General features: G+C 73.5%; 17 protein-coding genes. 5 read left to right on the forward strand and 12 right to left on the reverse strand.

The window, feature by feature from the left end:
• Positions 1 to 23: 23 nt before the first annotated feature.
• The 6 genes from AC5WAM_RS35500 to AC5WAM_RS35525 all read right to left on the reverse strand — a co-directional run bounded on the left by AC5WAM_RS35500 (position 24) and on the right by AC5WAM_RS35525 (position 7,869).
• Entirely contained in the window at positions 24 to 1,037 is a 1,014-nt protein-coding gene (locus AC5WAM_RS35500; RefSeq protein ID WP_366793645.1) for a hemolysin family protein, read from the reverse strand.
• A complete protein-coding gene (locus AC5WAM_RS35505) occupies positions 1,034 to 2,527 on the reverse strand; it encodes a hemolysin family protein (protein ID WP_495520012.1) in 1,494 nt (497 codons plus the stop codon). The genes AC5WAM_RS35500 and AC5WAM_RS35505 overlap by 4 nt, the downstream gene beginning before the upstream one ends.
• A gap of 206 nt (positions 2,528 to 2,733) precedes the next feature.
• Entirely contained in the window at positions 2,734 to 3,159 is a 426-nt protein-coding gene (locus tag AC5WAM_RS35510; protein WP_172383604.1) for a GNAT family N-acetyltransferase, read from the reverse strand.
• A gap of 150 nt (positions 3,160 to 3,309) precedes the next feature.
• Complete coding sequence (locus AC5WAM_RS35515) at positions 3,310 to 4,203, reverse strand: TIGR03621 family F420-dependent LLM class oxidoreductase (RefSeq protein ID WP_495520013.1); 894 nt, start codon at positions 4,201 to 4,203, stop codon at positions 3,310 to 3,312.
• 259 nt (positions 4,204 to 4,462) lie between these two features.
• Positions 4,463 to 7,030, reverse strand: a complete 2,568-nt coding sequence (locus AC5WAM_RS35520; RefSeq protein ID WP_495520014.1) for an ABC transporter permease — start codon at positions 7,028 to 7,030, stop codon at positions 4,463 to 4,465.
• An 11-nt stretch (positions 7,031 to 7,041) separates the two neighbouring features.
• Entirely contained in the window at positions 7,042 to 7,869 is an 828-nt protein-coding gene (locus AC5WAM_RS35525; RefSeq protein ID WP_495520015.1) for an ABC transporter ATP-binding protein, read from the reverse strand.
• Between the two features lie 186 nt (positions 7,870 to 8,055).
• On the opposite strand from AC5WAM_RS35525, the gene AC5WAM_RS35530 reads away from it, so the two are divergent.
• From AC5WAM_RS35530 to AC5WAM_RS35540, 3 genes are all read left to right on the forward strand, one after another.
• Positions 8,056 to 8,283, forward strand: a complete 228-nt coding sequence (locus AC5WAM_RS35530; RefSeq protein WP_150509624.1) for an antitoxin — start codon at positions 8,056 to 8,058, stop codon at positions 8,281 to 8,283.
• Between the two features lie 36 nt (positions 8,284 to 8,319).
• Positions 8,320 to 8,658, forward strand: a complete 339-nt coding sequence (locus tag AC5WAM_RS35535) for a fic family toxin-antitoxin system, toxin component (protein ID WP_495523714.1) — start codon at positions 8,320 to 8,322, stop codon at positions 8,656 to 8,658.
• A 634-nt stretch (positions 8,659 to 9,292) separates the two neighbouring features.
• Positions 9,293 to 9,655: a VOC family protein gene (locus AC5WAM_RS35540; protein WP_253916617.1), complete on the forward strand. Its 363-nt coding sequence runs from the start codon at positions 9,293 to 9,295 to the stop codon at positions 9,653 to 9,655.
• 6 nt (positions 9,656 to 9,661) lie between these two features.
• Here AC5WAM_RS35540 and AC5WAM_RS35545 read toward each other — a convergent pair whose 3' ends face one another.
• The 4 genes from AC5WAM_RS35545 to bioB form a co-directional block, all read right to left on the reverse strand.
• A complete protein-coding gene (locus tag AC5WAM_RS35545) occupies positions 9,662 to 10,333 on the reverse strand; it encodes a class I SAM-dependent methyltransferase (RefSeq protein ID WP_366793640.1) in 672 nt (223 codons plus the stop codon).
• A 133-nt stretch (positions 10,334 to 10,466) separates the two neighbouring features.
• Positions 10,467 to 11,171: a dethiobiotin synthase gene (gene bioD / locus AC5WAM_RS35550; protein ID WP_495520016.1), complete on the reverse strand. Its 705-nt coding sequence runs from the start codon at positions 11,169 to 11,171 to the stop codon at positions 10,467 to 10,469.
• Positions 11,168 to 12,463, reverse strand: a complete 1,296-nt coding sequence (locus AC5WAM_RS35555) for an adenosylmethionine--8-amino-7-oxononanoate transaminase (RefSeq protein WP_495520017.1) — start codon at positions 12,461 to 12,463, stop codon at positions 11,168 to 11,170. Before AC5WAM_RS35555 ends, bioD begins: the two co-directional genes overlap by 4 nt.
• Positions 12,456 to 13,640: a biotin synthase BioB gene (gene bioB, locus AC5WAM_RS35560; protein ID WP_366793637.1), complete on the reverse strand. Its 1,185-nt coding sequence runs from the start codon at positions 13,638 to 13,640 to the stop codon at positions 12,456 to 12,458. Before bioB ends, AC5WAM_RS35555 begins: the two co-directional genes overlap by 8 nt.
• A 176-nt stretch (positions 13,641 to 13,816) precedes the next feature.
• Between bioB and AC5WAM_RS35565 the strand changes: the two genes are divergently transcribed.
• A complete protein-coding gene (locus tag AC5WAM_RS35565; protein WP_495520018.1) occupies positions 13,817 to 14,953 on the forward strand; it encodes an 8-amino-7-oxononanoate synthase in 1,137 nt (378 codons plus the stop codon).
• 78 nt (positions 14,954 to 15,031) lie between these two features.
• Here AC5WAM_RS35565 and AC5WAM_RS35570 read toward each other — a convergent pair whose 3' ends face one another.
• Together AC5WAM_RS35570 and AC5WAM_RS35575 are read right to left on the reverse strand one after the other, a co-directional pair.
• The gene (locus tag AC5WAM_RS35570; RefSeq protein ID WP_495520019.1) at positions 15,032 to 15,256 is read right to left on the reverse strand and encodes a DUF397 domain-containing protein; all 225 of its coding nucleotides are present in this window, start codon (positions 15,254 to 15,256) and stop codon (positions 15,032 to 15,034) included.
• 9 nt (positions 15,257 to 15,265) lie between these two features.
• Entirely contained in the window at positions 15,266 to 16,126 is an 861-nt protein-coding gene (locus tag AC5WAM_RS35575) for a helix-turn-helix domain-containing protein (RefSeq protein WP_366793634.1), read from the reverse strand.
• 263 nt (positions 16,127 to 16,389) lie between these two features.
• Here AC5WAM_RS35575 and AC5WAM_RS35580 point away from each other — a divergent pair, with 263 nt between their 5' ends.
• Positions 16,390 to 16,821, forward strand: coding sequence for an ATP-binding protein (locus tag AC5WAM_RS35580; RefSeq protein ID WP_495520020.1), 432 nt, complete (start codon positions 16,390 to 16,392; stop codon positions 16,819 to 16,821).
• The last annotated feature ends 12 nt before the right edge of the window (positions 16,822 to 16,833 follow it).

Raw genomic sequence — 16,833 nt, forward strand, 5'->3', positions numbered from 1 at the left:
CTCGCGCAGACGGATCGGCGGAGCTAGACGGGCTGCCCGAACAGCTCCCGCAGCACGTCCTCCATCGTGACCATGCCCGCAAGGCGGCCGTCCGCGCCGAGCACGGCGGCCACGTGCGTACGGCTGCCCCGCATGGCCGAGAGCACGCCGTCCAGCGGCGTGGTCTCGCGGACGCGCGCGATCGGCCGCATGTCCGCCACCCGGAAGGGCAGGTCGCGCGGGGTGACCTCCAGCGCGTCCTTGACGTGCAGATAGCCGACGATCCGGCGCCCCTCGTCGACGACGGGGAAGCGCGAGAAGCCGCTGTCCGCCGACAGGCGCTCCAGCTTCTCCGGGGTGACGCCCACGCGCGCGTAGACCACGCGTTCCAGGGGGAGCACCACGTCGCGGACCGGGCGGCGGCCGAGTTCGAGCGCGTCGTGCAGCCGTTCCTGGGCGCGGTCGTCGATCAGCCCCGCGTCGCTGGAGTCCTGCACCATGCGGGCCAGTTCGGCGTCCGAGAAGGTCGCCGCGACCTCGTCCTTGGCCTCGACCCGCAGCAGCTTCAGGATCCCGTTGGCGAACGCGTTGACCGTGAAGACCACCGGGCGCAGCGCGCGGGCCAGCGCCACCAGGGGCGGGCCGAGCAGCAGCGCGCTGCGCACCGGCTCGGCCAGCGCGACGTTCTTGGGGATCATCTCGCCGAGCAGCATGTGCAGATACGTCGCCACGGCGAGCGCGATGACGAACGAGATGGGGTGGACCAGGCCGTGCGGCACGCCCACCGCGTCGAACAGCGGCTCCAGCAGGTGCGCGATCGCGGGTTCGGCGACCACGCCGAGCACCAGGGTGCACAGCGTGATGCCGAGCTGCGCCGCGGCCATCAGCACGGACACGTGCTGGAGCCCCCACAGCACGCTCTTGGCGCGCCGGTCGCCGTCCTCGGCGTGCGGTTCGATCTGGCTGCGGCGCACCGAGATCAGAGCGAACTCGGCACCCACGAAGAAGGCGTTGACGACGAGCGTCGCCAGGCCGATCAGCAACTGGATGACGGTCATCGCTCGCCCTTCCCCTTCTTGCCCCGCCCACGGGAGTCCGCGCGCCTGTCGGACGGGTCTCCGCGCCGCCCGCCGCCCCCGTGGCGGCCGGAGCGTCCGTTTCCGCGCCGGTCCTCGCCGTCGGCGCGTCCGTCGTCACGGCCCTCGCGGCCGTGTCCGTCGTCCTCGCCGTCCGCGTCGTCGCTCGGCGCCGGGGCGTGCAGCAGCACGCGCGCGGCGCGCCGGCCGCCCGCGTCCACGACCTCCAGGTGCCAGCCGCCGACGTCGACGCGGTCGCCGACGGCGGGGATGCGGCCGAGCTCGGTCGCGACGACCCCGGCGAGCGTCTCGTACGGGCCGTCCGGTACGCGCAGGCCCACGCGGGCCAGCTCGTCGGTGCGGGCCGCGCCGTCCGCCGAGTACAGCTCGCGGCCGTCCTCGTCGGTGCCGACGGCGGCCAGGTCGGGCGTCTCGTGCGGGTCGTGCTCGTCGTGCACCTCGCCGACGACTTCCTCGACGATGTCCTCGAGCGTGGCGACGCCCGCGGTGCCGCCGTACTCGTCGATGACGACGGCCATGGTGCGCTTGCCCGAGAGCCGGTCGAGCAGCCGGTCGACGGTCAGGGACTCCGGGACGAGCAGCGGCTCGCGCATGAGCTCGCGGACGGGCAGCCGCGGCCTGCGCTCGGCGGGCAGCGCGATGACGTCCTTGATGTGGACGACGCCGACCACCGTGTCGAGGGAGCCCTGGTAGACGGGGAAGCGCGACAGACCGGTCCCGCGGGTCGCGTTGGCGACGTCCTGGCAGGTGGCCTGGGCTTCCAGGGCCACGACCTGGACGCGCGGAGTCATCACGTTCTCCGCGGTCAGGTCGGCGAGGTTCAGCGTGCGCATGAACCGCTCGGCTGCCTCCGCCTCAAGAGCGCCCTCCTTGGCGGAGTGCCGGGCGAGGGCCGCGAGCTCCTTGGGGCCGCGCGCGGAGGCGAGCTCCTCGGCGGGCTCCATGCCCATGCGGCGCACGGCGCGGTTCGCGGTGTTGTTCAGATGCGTGATGAAGGGCCGGAAGGCCGCGCTGAAGATCCGCTGCGGGGTCGCGACGCGCTTGGCGATGGGCAGCGGCGAGGAGATCGCCCAGTTCTTGGGCACCAGCTCGCCGACGACCATCAGGAAGACCGTGGACAGCGCCGTGCCGAGCAGCAGGGCGACGGTCGACGCGGCTCCCTCGGGCACGCCGACGGAGCCGAGCGGGCCCTCGATCAGATCGCCGATCGCGGGCTTGGCGAGCATGCCGACGACCAGGCCGGTCACGGTGATGCCGAGCTGCGCGCCGGAGAGCTGGAACGTGAGGTTCTTGACCGCCTTGAGGGCGCTCTCGGCGCCGCGTTCGCCGCGCTCCGCCGCGCTCTCCAGTTCGCTGCGCTCGACGGTCGTGAGCGAGAACTCCGCCGCGACGAAGACGCCGCACGCGAGCGACAGCAGCACCGCCACGAGGAGCAGGAGCACTTCGGTCATCGGGTCACCTCCGTCCCATGATCGGCCAGGGGCGTGGTGAATGCGCGATGTCGGGTACTAGGAGGCTCGCCCATGGGCGGACGCTCACACCTTTCGTCGGGGTTACAGGGGCCCATCCATGTTAAAGGACCAGCAAAGCACTACCAGGGGCATTACGTTCCGTAGTGAATGGCCACGAAAAGTGATGGATGCGTGGCTATGGGGGCTCACTCGTCGAGGTGCTTCACCCAGCGGCTCCACTGCGGCTCCGGCGCGTACCCGGCCGCGTGCCAGGCGTGGTGGGCCCGCTCGTTGCGGTTGAGCACCATGGCGTCCGCGCGGCGCCCGCCGAGCGCCGCGAACCGCTGCTCCGCCGCCGTGAGCAGCGCCGAGCCGATCCCGCGCCTCCGCTGGTCGGGGTGCACGGCGAGCCGGTACAGATGGCACCGCCAGCCGTCGAAGCCCGCGATCGCCGTGCCCACCAGCTCGCCGCCGCGCTCGGCCAGGAGCAGCGCGTCGGGGTCGCGGGCCACGAGGCGCTCCACGCCCGCGCGGTCGTCGCTGATGCTCGTGCCCTCCGCGGCCACCTTCCAGAAGGCGAGGACCGCGTCCAGGTCGCCGGGCAGTGCGGGCCGAATCCGTAGATCATCCATGGCCGCATCCCATCACCGACCGCGCCCCCGCCGCCCGGAATTTCAGAATCCGGACAGCGGCCCGGCGCACCGCCCGCGCGGCTGCGTCCTGTCACCCGCGCGGCTGCGTCACGTCGCCCGCGCGCCACGTCATGCCGGATGCGCGGTACGTCACTCGCCGCGCAGCTCCTCGATCACAGGGCCGAACGCCTCGTAGTACGACTCCAGGACCGAGATGTAGGAGAAGCCGTAGCGCTCGCGCTGGGCGCGCAGCTGGTCGGCGATCTGCCGGACGGTGCCGATGAGCATGACCGGCAGGTCGAGGGCGTCGTCGGTCGTCAGGTGCGGGACGCGGTCGACGATCTCCTGTACGGCCGCGCGCCGGTCGTCGGTGATCCGGATCGTCTGGACGATCAGGTTCAGCTCGGCGGGCTCGGCCCGCCCGGCCGCGAACCGCCGGTAGGCGGCGACCCGTTCGTCCAGTTCCTCGGGTGGAAGCGGGACCAGCTTGCCGCTCGGGTCGCCCGGCACCGCGCGGGCGCCCGTGAACGCGGCGATGTCGGCGTGCTCGGCGGTGAGCCGCATCATGCGGTCGCCGCTGCCGCCGATGAGCAGCGGCGGGCGCGGCCGCTGGCGGGGCCGCGGCCGGAACTCCTCGTCGGCGAAAGCCCGTTCCAGCTCCTCCACGGTGCGCCGCAGATGCGTCACGCGCTCGCCCGGCGAGCCGAACGGCAGGCCCGCGGCGTCGTGCTCGGCCCGCACGTACCCGGTGCCGAGGCCGAGTTCGAGCCTGCCGTCGGTGAGCAGGTCGGTGGTGGCCACGTCGCGTGCGAGCAGCCTCGGGTTGAAGAAGCCCGCGTTCACGACGAACGTGCCGACGCGGGCCCGCTCGGTGGCCTCCGCCGCGGCCACGACCGCGGGGAAGGGCGAGGCCATGCCCAGGTGGTCCGCGACCAGGACGACGTCGTAGCCGAGGCGCTCCGCCGTGCGGCACTTCTCGCGCCACTCGGCGCGCGGGGCGGGCGTGAGCATGGTGACGCCGAAACGGAAGGGGCGTACGGGCATGAACTCTCCAGCGGTACGCGGGACCGGCACAGGTGCGTCCGAGTCCATCATCAGGTGCCCGGTCACCGCCAGACCGCTTCGCGTCGACGGCCGGGCGCCGGGCGGGCGGCGGTCGGGCCCCGGGCCTGCGGCGGCCGGGCCCGGACACGCGACGGCCGGGCGTCAGAAGCCCCCGGCCCCCGGCACCCGGCCTCCGGCACCCGAGGCAACGCCCGAGGCGGCACCCCGGGTATCCTGTCGCCCCGGCACCCCACCCCCCTCACTCGTGCGCGATCGCCTCCAGCACGTTCATGCGCGAGGCCCGCAGCGCCGGGAGCAGGGCCGCCACGATCCCCACGACCACCGAACCGACCACCACGGCGACGATCGTCGACCACGGCACCGCGAACGCCTTGAGGCCCTGCAACGCCAGGACCTGCTGCATCGACACGCCCCACACCAGGCCGAGCGCGAGCCCGAGCACCGCGCCGAACACCGCGATCACCACCGATTCCAGGCGGATCATGCGCCGCAGCTGCCGCCGTGCGAGACCGATCGCGCGCAGCAGTCCGATTTCCCGGGTGCGCTCCACGACCGACAGGGCCAGGGTGTTGACCACGCCGAGCACGGCGATGACGATCGCGAGGCCGAGCAGCGCGTACACCAGGTAGAGCAGCACGGCGATCTGTTCGCGGATCAGCTTCTTGTAGTCGGCCTGGTCGAGCACCTTCAGCTGCGGGTACGGGTCGAGCACGGTCTCGAGCCGGTCCCGCAGCGTGCCCGCGTCCGTGCCCTCGGCGGCGTTGACGTAGAGCGTGGCGTCCTGTCCGTCGGGGACGTACTTCTCCAGCGTGCCGATCCCCATGAAGATCCCGCCCTCCAGGCCGGGCCCTTCCGCGAGGTCCATGTCGGTGAGCGCGCCGACCGTGAGGTCGGCCGCGCGCCGGTCCGCGATCTCCACGGGCAGCACCGAACCGACGCGCACGCCGTGGTCCTTGGCGAAGTCCTTGTCCATCGCGACGTGTCCGGGCGCCAGCGCGCGGGCCGTACTGCCGCGCGCGTACGAGAGGTTGAGGACCTCGTCGACCCGGTCGCCGTAGCCCGCGACGGTCGACTTCACGGTCCTGCCGTCGGGCGTGCGCAGCTTCAGGTTCGCGAAGCGGTTGCGGACGGTGAGGCCCGCGCCCCGTGTCGCCCGCACCTTCTCGGTGACCTCGGCAGGGAACGGGGTGAAGGGGTTGGCGGCGCCGTTGACGACGAAGTCCGCGCCCAGCGTCTTGTCGATCTGCTCGTCGAACGACTTCGTCATCGACGCGCTCGCCACGGACAGGCCGCCCACCAGCGCGAGGCCCACCATCAGGGCGGCGGCCGTCGCGCCCGTGCGGCGCGGGTTGCGCAGCGCGTTGCGCTGGCTCATGCGGCCCACGGACCCGAAGACCGCGGGGAAGGCGCCGCCGAGCACCCGGATCACCGGGCGGACGAGCAGCGGCCCCGCCACGACCATGGCAACGAGGGTGAGGGCGACGCCGAGCCCGAGCAGCGAGGCCGACGTCGAGGTGTCGCCCGCGGCCGCGCACCCCACGAGCGCCGCCGCCCCCGCCACCCCGATCACGGCCCCGACGAGCGCCCGCAGCCGCAGCGGCCGCCCCACTCCGGCGATCTCGGCGTCCGCGAGCGCGGCCATCGGCGAGACCCCCGCGGCCCGGCGCGCGGGCAGATACGCGGCGACGAACGTGACCCCGACGCCCACGACGTACGCGGCGACGGGCGTCGGCCAGCCGATCACCATCTCCGTCGACTTCAGGTTCATGCCGAGCAGACCCATCAGCTCGATGAGTCCGGCCGCGAGCCCGATCCCGGCGCCGAGCCCCAGGGTGGAGCCCGCCAGACCGAGCAGCACGGCCTCGATGAGCACCGAGCGGCGCACCTGTCTGCGGTCGGCGCCGAGGGCGCGCAGCAGCCCCAGCTCACGGGTGCGCTGCGCGATCAGCATGGAGAAGGTGTTGACGATCAGGAACACGCCGACGAGGACGGCGACCCCGGCGAAGCCGAGCATCACGTACTTGACGACGTCCAGGAAGCCGCCGAGCTCGGCCGCGGCGGACTCGGCCTGCTCGGCCGCGGTCTTCAGCTCGTACGTCGATCCGAGCCGGGCGGCGACGCGCCGCTTCAGCTCGGCGTCGCTCACTCCGGGCGCCGCGTCCACGGCGACGCTCGTCGCCGCGTCCCCGTCGCCGAGCAGCTTGGTCTGCGCGGTCGGGGTGTCCAGGAACACCAGGGCGGTACCGGGGTTGGTGGTGCGGAACGTGACGATGCCGACGACCTCGACCCGGAAGGAGCCGGGCGCGGCGATCACCGTCAGCGTGTCGCCGATCTCCACGTCCTTCTTGTCGGCCGTGTCCGCGTCGAGCAGGGCCTGCCCGGGGCCGCGCGGAACGTGGCCCGAGGTGAGCCGCACGGGGCTGCGCTCGGTCTCGTACCAGTTGACGGCGACGGTCGGGGCGCCGGTCGTCGGGCCCACCGCGTCGTTGTCGCGGTCGACGACGGTGACGTTGTCCACGGACGCGTCGACGTGCGTGGCCGCGACGCCGTCGACCCGCGCGACCTCCTTCGCCACGGCGGCGGGCAGCGTCGGGGTGTGTCCCGTCGACACGCGCCCGTCGTCGTCCTTCGGGGAGACCGCGAGGTCGGCCGAGGTGGACGCGAAGAGCCGGTCGAAGGTGCGGTTGACGGTGTCCGAGAAGATCAGGCTGCCCGCGACGAACGCCACCGAGAGGACCACGGCGAGCGCGGAGAGGAACAGTCTGCCCTTGTGGGCGAGGAAGCTGCGGAGCGTGGACTTCAGCACGGCGGTCCGCCTCAGCCTTCGTCGGGGGTGCTCTGCGCCGGGTCTTCGGTGTCGCGCGGCACCGCGTGCAGCACGTCGAACCGCTTCAGGCGCTCCAGGACGGCCTCCGCCGTCGGCCGGTCCATCTCGTCCACGATCCGGCCGTCGGCGAGGAAGAGCACCAGGTCGGAGTGGGCGGCCGCGCCCGGGTCGTGCGTGACCATCACCACCGTCTGGCCCAGCGCGTCCACGGCGTCGCGCAGGAAGCCGAGGACTTCGAGCCCGGCCCGTGAGTCGAGGTTGCCGGTCGGCTCGTCGGCGAAGATCAGCTCGGGCCGGGAGGCGAGGGCCCGCGCGCAGGCGACGCGCTGCTGCTGCCCGCCGGACAGCTGCGCGGGCCGGTGCCGGAGCCGGTCGCGCAGGCCGAGTGTGTCGATGACGTGTTCCAGCCACTCGGCGTCGGGGCGCTTGCCCGCGATGTCCATGGGCAGCGTGATGTTCTCGCGGGCGTTGAGCGTCGGGATCAGGTTGAACGACTGGAACATGAAGCCCACCCGGTCGCGCCGCAGCCGCGTCAGCTCGCGCTCCTTGAGCCCGGTGATCTCGGTCCCGCCCAGCCACACCCGGCCCGCCGAGACCGAGTCGAGCCCGGCGAGGGTGTGCATCAGCGTGGACTTGCCGGAGCCGGAGGGACCCATCACGGCCGTGAACCGGCCTCGCGCGATGTCGACGTCCACCGCGTCCAGGGCGAGCACCGCGGTCTCGCCCGAGCCGTAGGCCTTGGTCAGGCCGCGGGCGCGGGCGGCGGTGCCCGGGGGCTCGGCGCGTTCCGCGTGCGGCGTCGTAGCGGGTGTGGACAAGGCCGCCTCCCTGGTTGAGGCCGTCGGCCGGGCCGGGCGGGCGCGGCGCAGGAGTGGAGAGGGTTCAGAGGGTAGGCGCGCGGTCACGTGGCCGGTATCCCTCGCAGGTCGGGCACCCGGACGTATGTAAGGGGCACCGTCCTGGCGCCCTTGTCGGTGCTAGCGCGGCGGCGCTAGCTTGAGGGCATGGCGAAGACGCAGCTGAACGTGCGGGTGGACGAGCACACCGCCCGGGCCGCGCGCGAGCGCGCCCTGGCCCGCGGCATGAGCGTGAACCGGTACATCGAGGAGCTGGTCAAACAGGACGTCGGCGAGCTCGGCCATACGTTCGTGGAGGCCGCCGCCGACTTCATGAAGCAGTACGAAGGCGTGTTCGCCGAGGAGTTCGGCGCGGACCGCGAAGGTCGTCGCTGACTCTTGAACCTCCGCATCGACCTCGCCTGGCTCCTGATGATCGCCGAACAGAAGACCCCCGGAGACCCCCAAGTCGCCGACTGGGGCGCCTTGGTGGCCGCGGTGGCCCGGCACCGGGCCGAGATCTTCGACGTCCCCGTCTACGAGGGACCGCACGACCGCGCCGCCGCCCTCCTCCAGGTGCTGCTCCACGTCCCCGCCCTGGAGCGTTCGAACGCGCTCTTCGCGGTGTCCGTCGCGTACGCCTATCTCGTCGCGAGCGGGGTCAAGGTCGTGACCTCGCCCGAGCAGGTGCGCGACCTCGCCCGCCTGGTGAAGGAGGACGCGGCGGGCGTCGGGGAGATAGCGCGGGAACTGCGCCAGTGGAGCCGGTGACGGGCGCGGCCGCCGGGGTCTCAGCGACCGCGCGCCCCCGAGTCGCCCCGCGCACCCGGCACCGCCGGGGTCCTGAGGCGGACCGGTGACCTGCGCCTCTGGCCGGGCGGTCTGACGTGGGCCGGGTGACCCGCGCCCCTGGTCGGGTGGCCTGAGGCGGGCCGGTGACCCGCGGCCTCCGGCCAGGGTGGCCTGAGGCGGGCCGGTGACCTGCGCCTCTGGCCGGGCGGCCTGAGGCGGGCCGGTGACCCGCACGTCTGGCCGGGCGGTCCGACGTGGGCCGGGTGACCGCACCCCTGATCGGGCGGCCTGAGGCGGGCCGGTGACCCGCGGCCTCCGGCCAGGGTGGCCTGAGGCGGGCCGGTGACCCGCGGCCCTGGCCGAGCGGCCTTGCAGTGGGCCGATGACCCCGGCCCCCGGGCCAGGGTGGCCTGACGCGAGCCGGTGACCCGCACCCCCGGCCGAGCGCCCCGGAGCAGGCCCGTCCCCGCGCCCCTGCCGGACGCGGCGAGCGGCGGCGGCGCGGGCGTGTGCCCCGCCGGGCACCGATGAGTTTCACGCGCCGCTGCGGTCACCCCCACAGGCCCGATTCCGCACCCGCGCCCGCTCGTTCACGACTCCCAGGAGGCCAGGCATGCCTGCCACCATCCAGCCGATGCTCATCACCCCGGACGTGATCCGGCTCCAGTCCTTCTACGCCCAGCTCCTGGGCGCCGAACAGACCACCCGCGTCCCCGAGGAAGGCCCGGTGTTCTTCGTGGGCCTGCGCGTACGGGAGTCCGAACTCGGCATCGTCGCCGACGAGAAGGCCCCGCTGGACGCGCCCCAGCGCTCGCTGCTCAGCGTCACCGTCGACGACGTGGACGCGCTCCTCGGCCCCGTGGAGGACCTCGGCGGCCAGGTCCTCGGGCCGCCGAACGACATGCCGTGGGGCCAGCGGGTCGCCCACATCAAGGACCCGGACGGCAACGCGGTGAACCTCGTCCAGCCCCTCTGAGACCGCTCAGACCCCGTCCTCCGACGGCCGCCAGGCGGTGCCGAGGACACACGGCGACGTGGGCAGGCGCGGGCGCTTCGCGGGCACCAGGATCCGGCGGTAGGGGCCGAGTTCGAACCCGGCAGCGCGCAGCGCGCCCACCGGGTCCCGCGCGGTGTGGCAACCGCCGAACAGCAGCGGCCACACCGTGCGGTCCAGGGCGCGCTGGGCCGTGGCGAAGGCCGCGCCCCGCGCCCGCCCGTGCTCGAAGAACCGCAGCTCGCCGCCCGGCCGGAGGACCCGCCGCAGCTCCGCCAGCGCGCGCGGCACGTCCCGCACGCTGCACAGCACCAACGAGGCGACGGCCACGTCGAAGGCCTCGCTCTTGACCGGCAGGGCCTCCGCCGCGCCCGGCACCACGTCGACCGGCACGTCCGCGCGCAGCGCCGCCGAGACGGCCAACTGGCGCAGCAGGCGCTCCGGTTCGATCGCCACGACCTCGGAGACGGCGGCGGGATAGTGCGGGAAGTTCAGCCCGTTGCCCGCGCCCACTTCGATGACGCGGCCACCGACCCCGGTGAGCAGCTCCGCACGGTACGGGGCGATCGCCGGTTCGGCCGCGACGCTGAAGCGGGCGTAGCAACGGGCGAAGAGCGGATGGTGGACGGGGGCACGGCGGGAGGGCTTGGCGGTCGGCACGGTGGCCTCCTCACGGAGGGGAGATGGCTGGTTCTTCCCCCCTCAGGACCCGCCGCAACCGGGCCGAGGCCCCGGCCGCGGGCGCCGGACGAGCCCTGCCCGCCCCGCGCCCGCGCCCGAGCGAAGCGGCGGGCTAGGGAAGGGAAACCCCGTCCCAAACACCCCCCAGCTCGGGCCCCAGCCACCTCGGGGCCGCGGCCTGGAACTCCGGCCCGCTCAGCCTCCCGGCCCCCTCGGGCACCGCCCCCAGCAGCGGCGCACCCGCCACCTGGGCCAGCTCCTCGACGTTGCAGCGCGCCGCGAGGCCGGGCGCGGCGGGCCAGCTGCCGATGACCAGGCCGAGGCTCTCGATGCCCCGCGCCCGCAGGGCCTCGCCCGTCAGCTGGGTCACGTTGAGGGTGCCGAGCCCCGGCGCCGTGACGACGAGCACCGGCGCCGCGAGCTCGCGCGCCGCGTCCGCGATGCAGGCGCCGCTCCCGTCGAGGTGCACGAGCAGGCCCCCGGCGCCCTCGACGAGGACGAGGTCGTGCGAGGCCGCCAGCTTGCGCGCGGCCTCGACGACGTCGCCGGGCGTGACGGGCGCGAGCCCCGCGCGCCGCGCGGCCGTCGCCGGAGCCAGCGGCTCGGGGAAGCGGGCCAGTTCGGCGCCCGTCACCCGGGCGCCCGCGAGCCGCTGCACCTCGGCGACGTCACCGGGCTCCCCGGGACCGACGCCGGTCTGCGCGGGCTTGAGGACGGCCACGCTGCGCCCGGCGGCGAGCGCGAGCGCGGCCACGGCCGCCGTCGTCACCGTCTTGCCGATCTCCGTGCCCGTGCCGGACACCACGATCACGCTCACGCCTGCGCCTCCCCGCTCGCGCGCGCCGCCGCGCACACGGCGCGCCCGATGCGCGCCACGTCGTCGTCCCCGGTGATGAAGGGCGGCATCGTGTAGATGAGGTCGCGGAACGGCCGCAGCCACACCCCCGCCGCCACCGCGGCCCGCGTCGCCGCCTCCATGTCGACCTGGTGGTCGAGCTGCACGACGCCGAGCGCGCCGAGGACCCGTACGTCACGGACGTGACCCAGCTCCGCGGCCGGGGCGAGCGCGGCCCGCAGGCCCGTCTCGATCCGCTTGACCTCGGTCTGCCAGTCCTGGCCGAGCAGCAGGTCGATGGAGGCGCTCGCCACCGCGGCGGCCAGGGGGTTGCCCATGAAGGTCGGGCCGTGCGCGAGCACGGGGACCTCGCCGCGGGCGATGCCGTCGGCGACGCGCGGCGTGCACAGCGTCGCCGCCATCGTCAGATAGCCGCCGGTCAGCGACTTGCCCAGGCACATCACGTCCGGGGTGACGGCCGCGTGGTCGGCGGCGAAGAGGGCACCTGTGCGGCCGAAGCCCGTCGCGATCTCGTCGAACACGAGCAGCACGTCGTGCGCGTCGCAGGCCTCGCGCAGCGCCCGCAGATAGCGCGGGGAGTGGAAGCGCATGCCGCCCGCGCCCTGGACGACCGGCTCGACGATCACGCCGGCCAGTTCGTGGGCGTGCCGCCCGACGATGTCGTGGAGGTGGGCCGCGTACGCGTCGTCGTACGCGTCGAAGCCCGCGGGCGGCATGTCGGCGAAGACCTGCTGGGGCAGGACTCCCTGCCACAGGGAGTGCATGCCGCCCTGCGGGTCGCACACGGCCATCGGCTGCCAGGTGTCGCCGTGGTAGCCGCCGCGCCAGGTGAGCATCCGCTGCTTCTCGGGCCTGCCGACGGAGCGCCAGTACTGGAGGCACATCTTCACGGCGACCTCGACCGACACCGAGCCGGAGTCGGAGAGGAAGACGTGTTCGAGGCCGTCGGGCGTGAGGTCGACGAGCCGCTTGGCCAGGCGCACGGCGGGCTCGTGGGTGAGGCCGCCGAACATGACGTGGCTCATGCGGCCGAGCTGGTCGCGCGCCGCCTCGTTGAGGACCGGGTGGTTGTAGCCGTGGATCGCCGACCACCACGACGACATCCCGTCGACCACGTCGCCGACGCCCGCGATCCGCAGCCGGACCCCGCTGGCCGCCTCGACGACCAGCGGCTCCTGCCGGCCGGGCATCGGCCCGTAGGGGTGCCAGACGTGGGCGCGGTCGAGGTCCAGGATCTCGCGCAGGTCAGGCATTGGGCGCCACGTCCGTCCCCGCGCCCCGGCGGCGCACCGCCACCAGGTCGGTCCGCGCGCCGCCCGGCTCGGCCTGCGCGGCGGCCTCAGGGGCCTCGGCGGGGGCACAGACGGAGCCGCATCCCGCGCCCTCCCCGGCCCCGGACGCAGAACCGGAACCACAACCTCCGCCCCGGCGGTGCTCCGGCAGCGTCACCTGGTCCGCGGTCTCCACCTCGAACCCGGCGTCCGCGATCATCTCCAGGTCGGCCTTGCCCGCCTGGCCCTCGCTGGTCAGGTAGTCGCCGAGGAAGATGGAGTTGGCTAGGTGCAGGGCCAGCGGCTGGAGCGTGCGCAGATGCAGCTCGCGGCCGCCCGCGATGCGGACCTCGATGTCCGGGCAGACGAACCGCACCATCGCGAGGATGCGCAGGCAGCGCTGCGGCGTGAGGTTCCACTCCTTGGCGAGCGGGGTGCCCTCGAAGGGGATGAGGAAGTTCACCGGCACGGAGTCCGCGTCGAGCTCGCGCAGCGCGAAGACGACGTCGACCAGGTCCTGGTCCGTCTCGCCCATGCCCGAGATCAGCCCCGAGCAGGCCGAAAGGCCGGCCGCGTGGGCCTTCTGCACGGTGTCGACGCGGTCGGCGTAGGTGTGCGTCTTGGTGATGTCGCCGTACGTCGACTCCGACGTGTTCAGGTTGTGGTTGTACGCGTCGGCGCCCGCGCCGCGCAGCCGCTCGGCCTGGCCGTCGGAGAGCAGGCCGAGGCAGGCGCACACCTCGACGCCCTCGTGTCGCTCCTTGATGGCCTTGATGGTGTCCGAGACCCGGTCGACGTCCCGGTCCGTCGGCCCCCGGCCGCTCGCCACCAGGCAGACCCGCTTGGCGCCGCCCGCGAGCCCGGCCGCCGCGGCCTGCGACGCCTCGTCCGGCTTCAGCCAGGTGTACTTCAGGATGCCGGTGTCCGCGCCGAGCCGCTGCGAGCAGTACGAGCAGTCCTCGGGGCACAGGCCCGACTTCAGATTGACCAGATAGTTCAGTTTCACCCGCCGACCGAACCAGTGGCGCCGCACCTTTCCGGCCGCCGCCACCACGTCGAGCAGTTCGTCGTCGGAGGTCGCGAGCACGGCAAGCGCCTCGTCGCGGGTCGGCAGCTCGCGCCGAAGCCCCTTGTCCACCAGCGTGTTGAGCAGATCCATGGCGCCGATCCTGGCGTACCCGGGTCCGTCTGACCATGGAGAAACCACACAACAGAACCTCTGACAGGTGTGGGTATTGCCACACCATGGCCCGGTGGCGCGCCCGCTAGGGTCTGTGCACTGTCTACAAACGCATCCCCTCGCACCGCTCAGGCGGACGACGACCTGGAGGCCTCATGACGAGCGCGCCGTTCGACTGGATCGACGAGCAGGCGCGGGCGCGCGAACGCGCCGGGCTCGTCCGCCGCCTGCGCCCGCGCCCGGCCGAAACCACCCTGCTCGACCTCGCGGGCAACGACTACCTCGGCCTCACCCGCCACCCGGAGGTCACCGCGGCCGCGGCCGCCGCCGCCCACCGCTGGGGCGGCGGCGCGACCGGCTCGCGCCTGGTCACGGGCTCCACCGCACTGCACGCGGACCTGGAGCGGGAGCTGGCCGCGTTCTGCGGCTTCGAGGCCGCCCTCGTGCTGTCCTCCGGCTACGCGGCGAACCTCGCGGCCGTCACCGCCCTGGCCCCGTACGGCTCGCTGATCGTCTCGGACGCGGGCAACCACGCCTCCCTGATCGACGGCTGCCGCCTCGCCCGCGGCACCACCCAGGTCGTGCCGCACGCGGACCCCGAGGCGGCGCGCAAGGCGCTCGGCACCCACGAGGGCCCCGCCATCGCCGTGACGGACTCGGTGTTCTCGGTGGACGGCGACGCCGCGCCCCTAGCCGAACTGGCCGCCGCCTGCCGCGCGTTCGGCGCGGGCCTCGTCGTCGACGACGCCCACGGGCTCGGCGTCCTCGGCGACGGCGGCCGGGGCGCCCCGCACGCCGTCGGGCTCGCGGGCGCGCCCGACACGGTGGTCACCGTCACGCTCTCGAAGTCCCTGGGCAGCCAGGGCGGCGCCGTGCTCGGCCCGGCACGGGTCATCGACCACCTGGTCAACACCGCCCGTACGTTCATCTTCGACACGGGCCTCGCGCCCGCCGCCGCCGGGGCGGCGCTCGCCGCGCTGCGGCTGCTGCGCCGCGAGCCCGAGCGTGCCGCACGCGCGCGTGCGGTGGCGGGCCGGCTGCACGAACTGCTTGTGGGGGAGGGGTTCTCGGCGGTCCGTCCGGACGCCGCCGTCGTCTCCGTGCGCGCCCCGTCACCCGGGGCGGCGGTCCGCTGGGCGGCCGACTGCCGTGCCGCCGGGCTCGCCGTGGGATGCTTCCGTCCGCCGTCGGTCCCCGACGGCGTCTCGCGGTTGCGGCTGACCGCCCGTGCGGACCTGAGCGACGCACAGGTCGCCGAGGTCGTCGGGGTGATCAGCCGCACCGCACCCTGACACCTGAGATCTGGCACCTACGACCTGGGTCCAGGGTCCGGCGCACTCACTCGGGCCTCACCTAAGGGCCGTGAGCCTTCATCGAAGGGCGTCGACGAAGACCTCCCAGGCCGCGGGGGAGAAGAGCACGGCCGGGCCAGCCGCGTTCTTCGAGTCGCGCACGGCGAGCAGGCCCGTCAGGGGGCCTGTGCCGAGCGGGGCCGTCTCCACACAGTTGTTCATTCCGTTGCTGCGGCTGCTGCGCCGCCACCGCGCGCCCCTGAGAGACGTGCTGGAGGGAACGTACCGAGGCAGTGCAGTCATGGTGCCTCCTTACGCGCCGTCACCTAACTCGGCGATGAAATCCATTGAATCCTGAACGGAAAGCGCCTGTCCGCGAAGCGAGTTGAAGGCGTCGGTGTACGCCTGAAGGTCTTCTTTCCGTTCGAGGTAGAGGCTACTCGTCAAGTGGTCGAGAACAACCACATCCAGATCAGAAATGTTCGGAAAGGAGAGAATAACGAAAGGGCCGATCAGTCCGATGTGCTCGCCGGAGGCGAACGGGAGCACTTGGAGCCGCACTTGAGGCAGCCGAGCCGCGTCCAGTAACCGACGCAATTGTCCGGAAAGCACCTCGGGGCCGCCCACCTGCCGCCGCAGCACCGCCTCGTCCAGGACCACGCTCAGCCTGAGCGGCGGCTCGCTGCGCAGCACGTCCTGGCGGGCGAGGCGCACCTGCACGAGGGCCTCGACCTCTTCCTCGGGCCGCCCGCCGAGCGCGGCACGTGTCACCGCGCGGGCGTACTCGGGCGTCTGGAGCAGGCCGGGAACCACCGTCGTCTCCAGCGTGCGCACCCGGCAGGCCTGCGACTCCAGGCTGATGAAGTCCCGGTACGCGGGCGGCAGGAGCCCTCGGTAGGCGTGCCACCAGTGGTGGCGCCCGTGCTCGTCGCCGCCGCCCGCGAGGGCGACGAGCAGCTCCCGCAGATGCGGGTCCTGAACCCCGTACGCTTCCAGGAGGAGTCGTACGTCGGTGGCCTTCACGCCGCTGCGGCCCGTCTCGATCCGGCTCACCTTCGACTGGTGCCAGCCGACGAGGGCGGCGGCCTCGCCGCTGGTGAGCCCGGCCTCGGCGCGCAACGCCCGCAATTCCGCACCGAGCTTGCGACGGCGCACCGCGGGACCGTACTGCATGGCTGTCTCCTTCTGGGTCCTTCCGGAGGACCGCGCCAACGGTAGGGGACAGTAGGGGAACTGCCAGTGTTGCGCCCAAATACGGTCTGCCGTCGCAGAGTTCACCGCTTCGAGCGACAGATATATGCACATCTCGGTGGATCGGCGGGCGCGGCCCGCGAGAGAGTGGCAATCTGGCGCGAAGCACCAGCTCCGGGACGATCCTCGAGTACTTCCGCCACGCGTCGGAAGTGCGGTCCCGGTGGGAAAGGGACGGCGCCGTCATGGCAGACCACCAGGAAGCATCAGTCACCCTGCCGAGCGACCCCGTCTCGGTCTCCACCGCCCGCACGTACGTCGCGGACGTCCTCACCGAGTGGGGCCTCCCGGCGGACGCCGACGTGGCCGACACGGTGCGGCTCATCGTCTCGGAGCTCGCCACGAACGCGGTGCAGCACACCCTCGGCCTCTCGCCCACCTTCACCGTGGACGTCCGGCTCGACCGCGACGAGCGGCTGCGCATCGGCGTCACGGACAGTCATCCCCGCTTCCCCAAGCGGCTGCCCGCCGCCGTCCAGCAGGACAACGGCAGGGGCATGGTCATCGTCCGTTGGCTCACCGCCGAGTGCGGCGGCAGACTCACGGTCCGCCCCACGGCGGAGGGCGGCAAGACGGTGTGGATCACCCTGCCGTGGTCGGTGCCGGTGCAGAACTGACCCGGGCGCGGG

Source organism: Streptomyces sp. JLYT201 (genome assembly GCF_059448825.1).

Coding starts and splice junctions, on each gene's coding strand:
- AC5WAM_RS35530 (WP_150509624.1), top strand. CDS start 8,056: ATGGCGAAGACGCAGCTGAACGTGCGGGTGGACGAGCACACCGCCCGG.
- AC5WAM_RS35575 (WP_366793634.1), bottom strand. CDS start 16,126: ATGCAGTACGGTCCCGCGGTGCGCCGTCGCAAGCTCGGTGCGGAATTG.
- AC5WAM_RS35500 (WP_366793645.1), bottom strand. CDS start 1,037: ATGACCGTCATCCAGTTGCTGATCGGCCTGGCGACGCTCGTCGTCAAC.
- AC5WAM_RS35555 (WP_495520017.1), bottom strand. CDS start 12,463: ATGCCTGACCTGCGCGAGATCCTGGACCTCGACCGCGCCCACGTCTGG.
- AC5WAM_RS35570 (WP_495520019.1), bottom strand. CDS start 15,256: ATGACTGCACTGCCTCGGTACGTTCCCTCCAGCACGTCTCTCAGGGGC.
- AC5WAM_RS35515 (WP_495520013.1), bottom strand. CDS start 4,203: ATGCCCGTACGCCCCTTCCGTTTCGGCGTCACCATGCTCACGCCCGCC.
- AC5WAM_RS35540 (WP_253916617.1), top strand. CDS start 9,293: ATGCCTGCCACCATCCAGCCGATGCTCATCACCCCGGACGTGATCCGG.
- AC5WAM_RS35505 (WP_495520012.1), bottom strand. CDS start 2,527: ATGACCGAAGTGCTCCTGCTCCTCGTGGCGGTGCTGCTGTCGCTCGCG.
- bioB (WP_366793637.1), bottom strand. CDS start 13,640: ATGGATCTGCTCAACACGCTGGTGGACAAGGGGCTTCGGCGCGAGCTG.
- AC5WAM_RS35565 (WP_495520018.1), top strand. CDS start 13,817: ATGACGAGCGCGCCGTTCGACTGGATCGACGAGCAGGCGCGGGCGCGC.
- AC5WAM_RS35535 (WP_495523714.1), top strand. CDS start 8,320: ATGATCGCCGAACAGAAGACCCCCGGAGACCCCCAAGTCGCCGACTGG.
- AC5WAM_RS35580 (WP_495520020.1), top strand. CDS start 16,390: ATGGCAGACCACCAGGAAGCATCAGTCACCCTGCCGAGCGACCCCGTC.
- AC5WAM_RS35510 (WP_172383604.1), bottom strand. CDS start 3,159: ATGGATGATCTACGGATTCGGCCCGCACTGCCCGGCGACCTGGACGCG.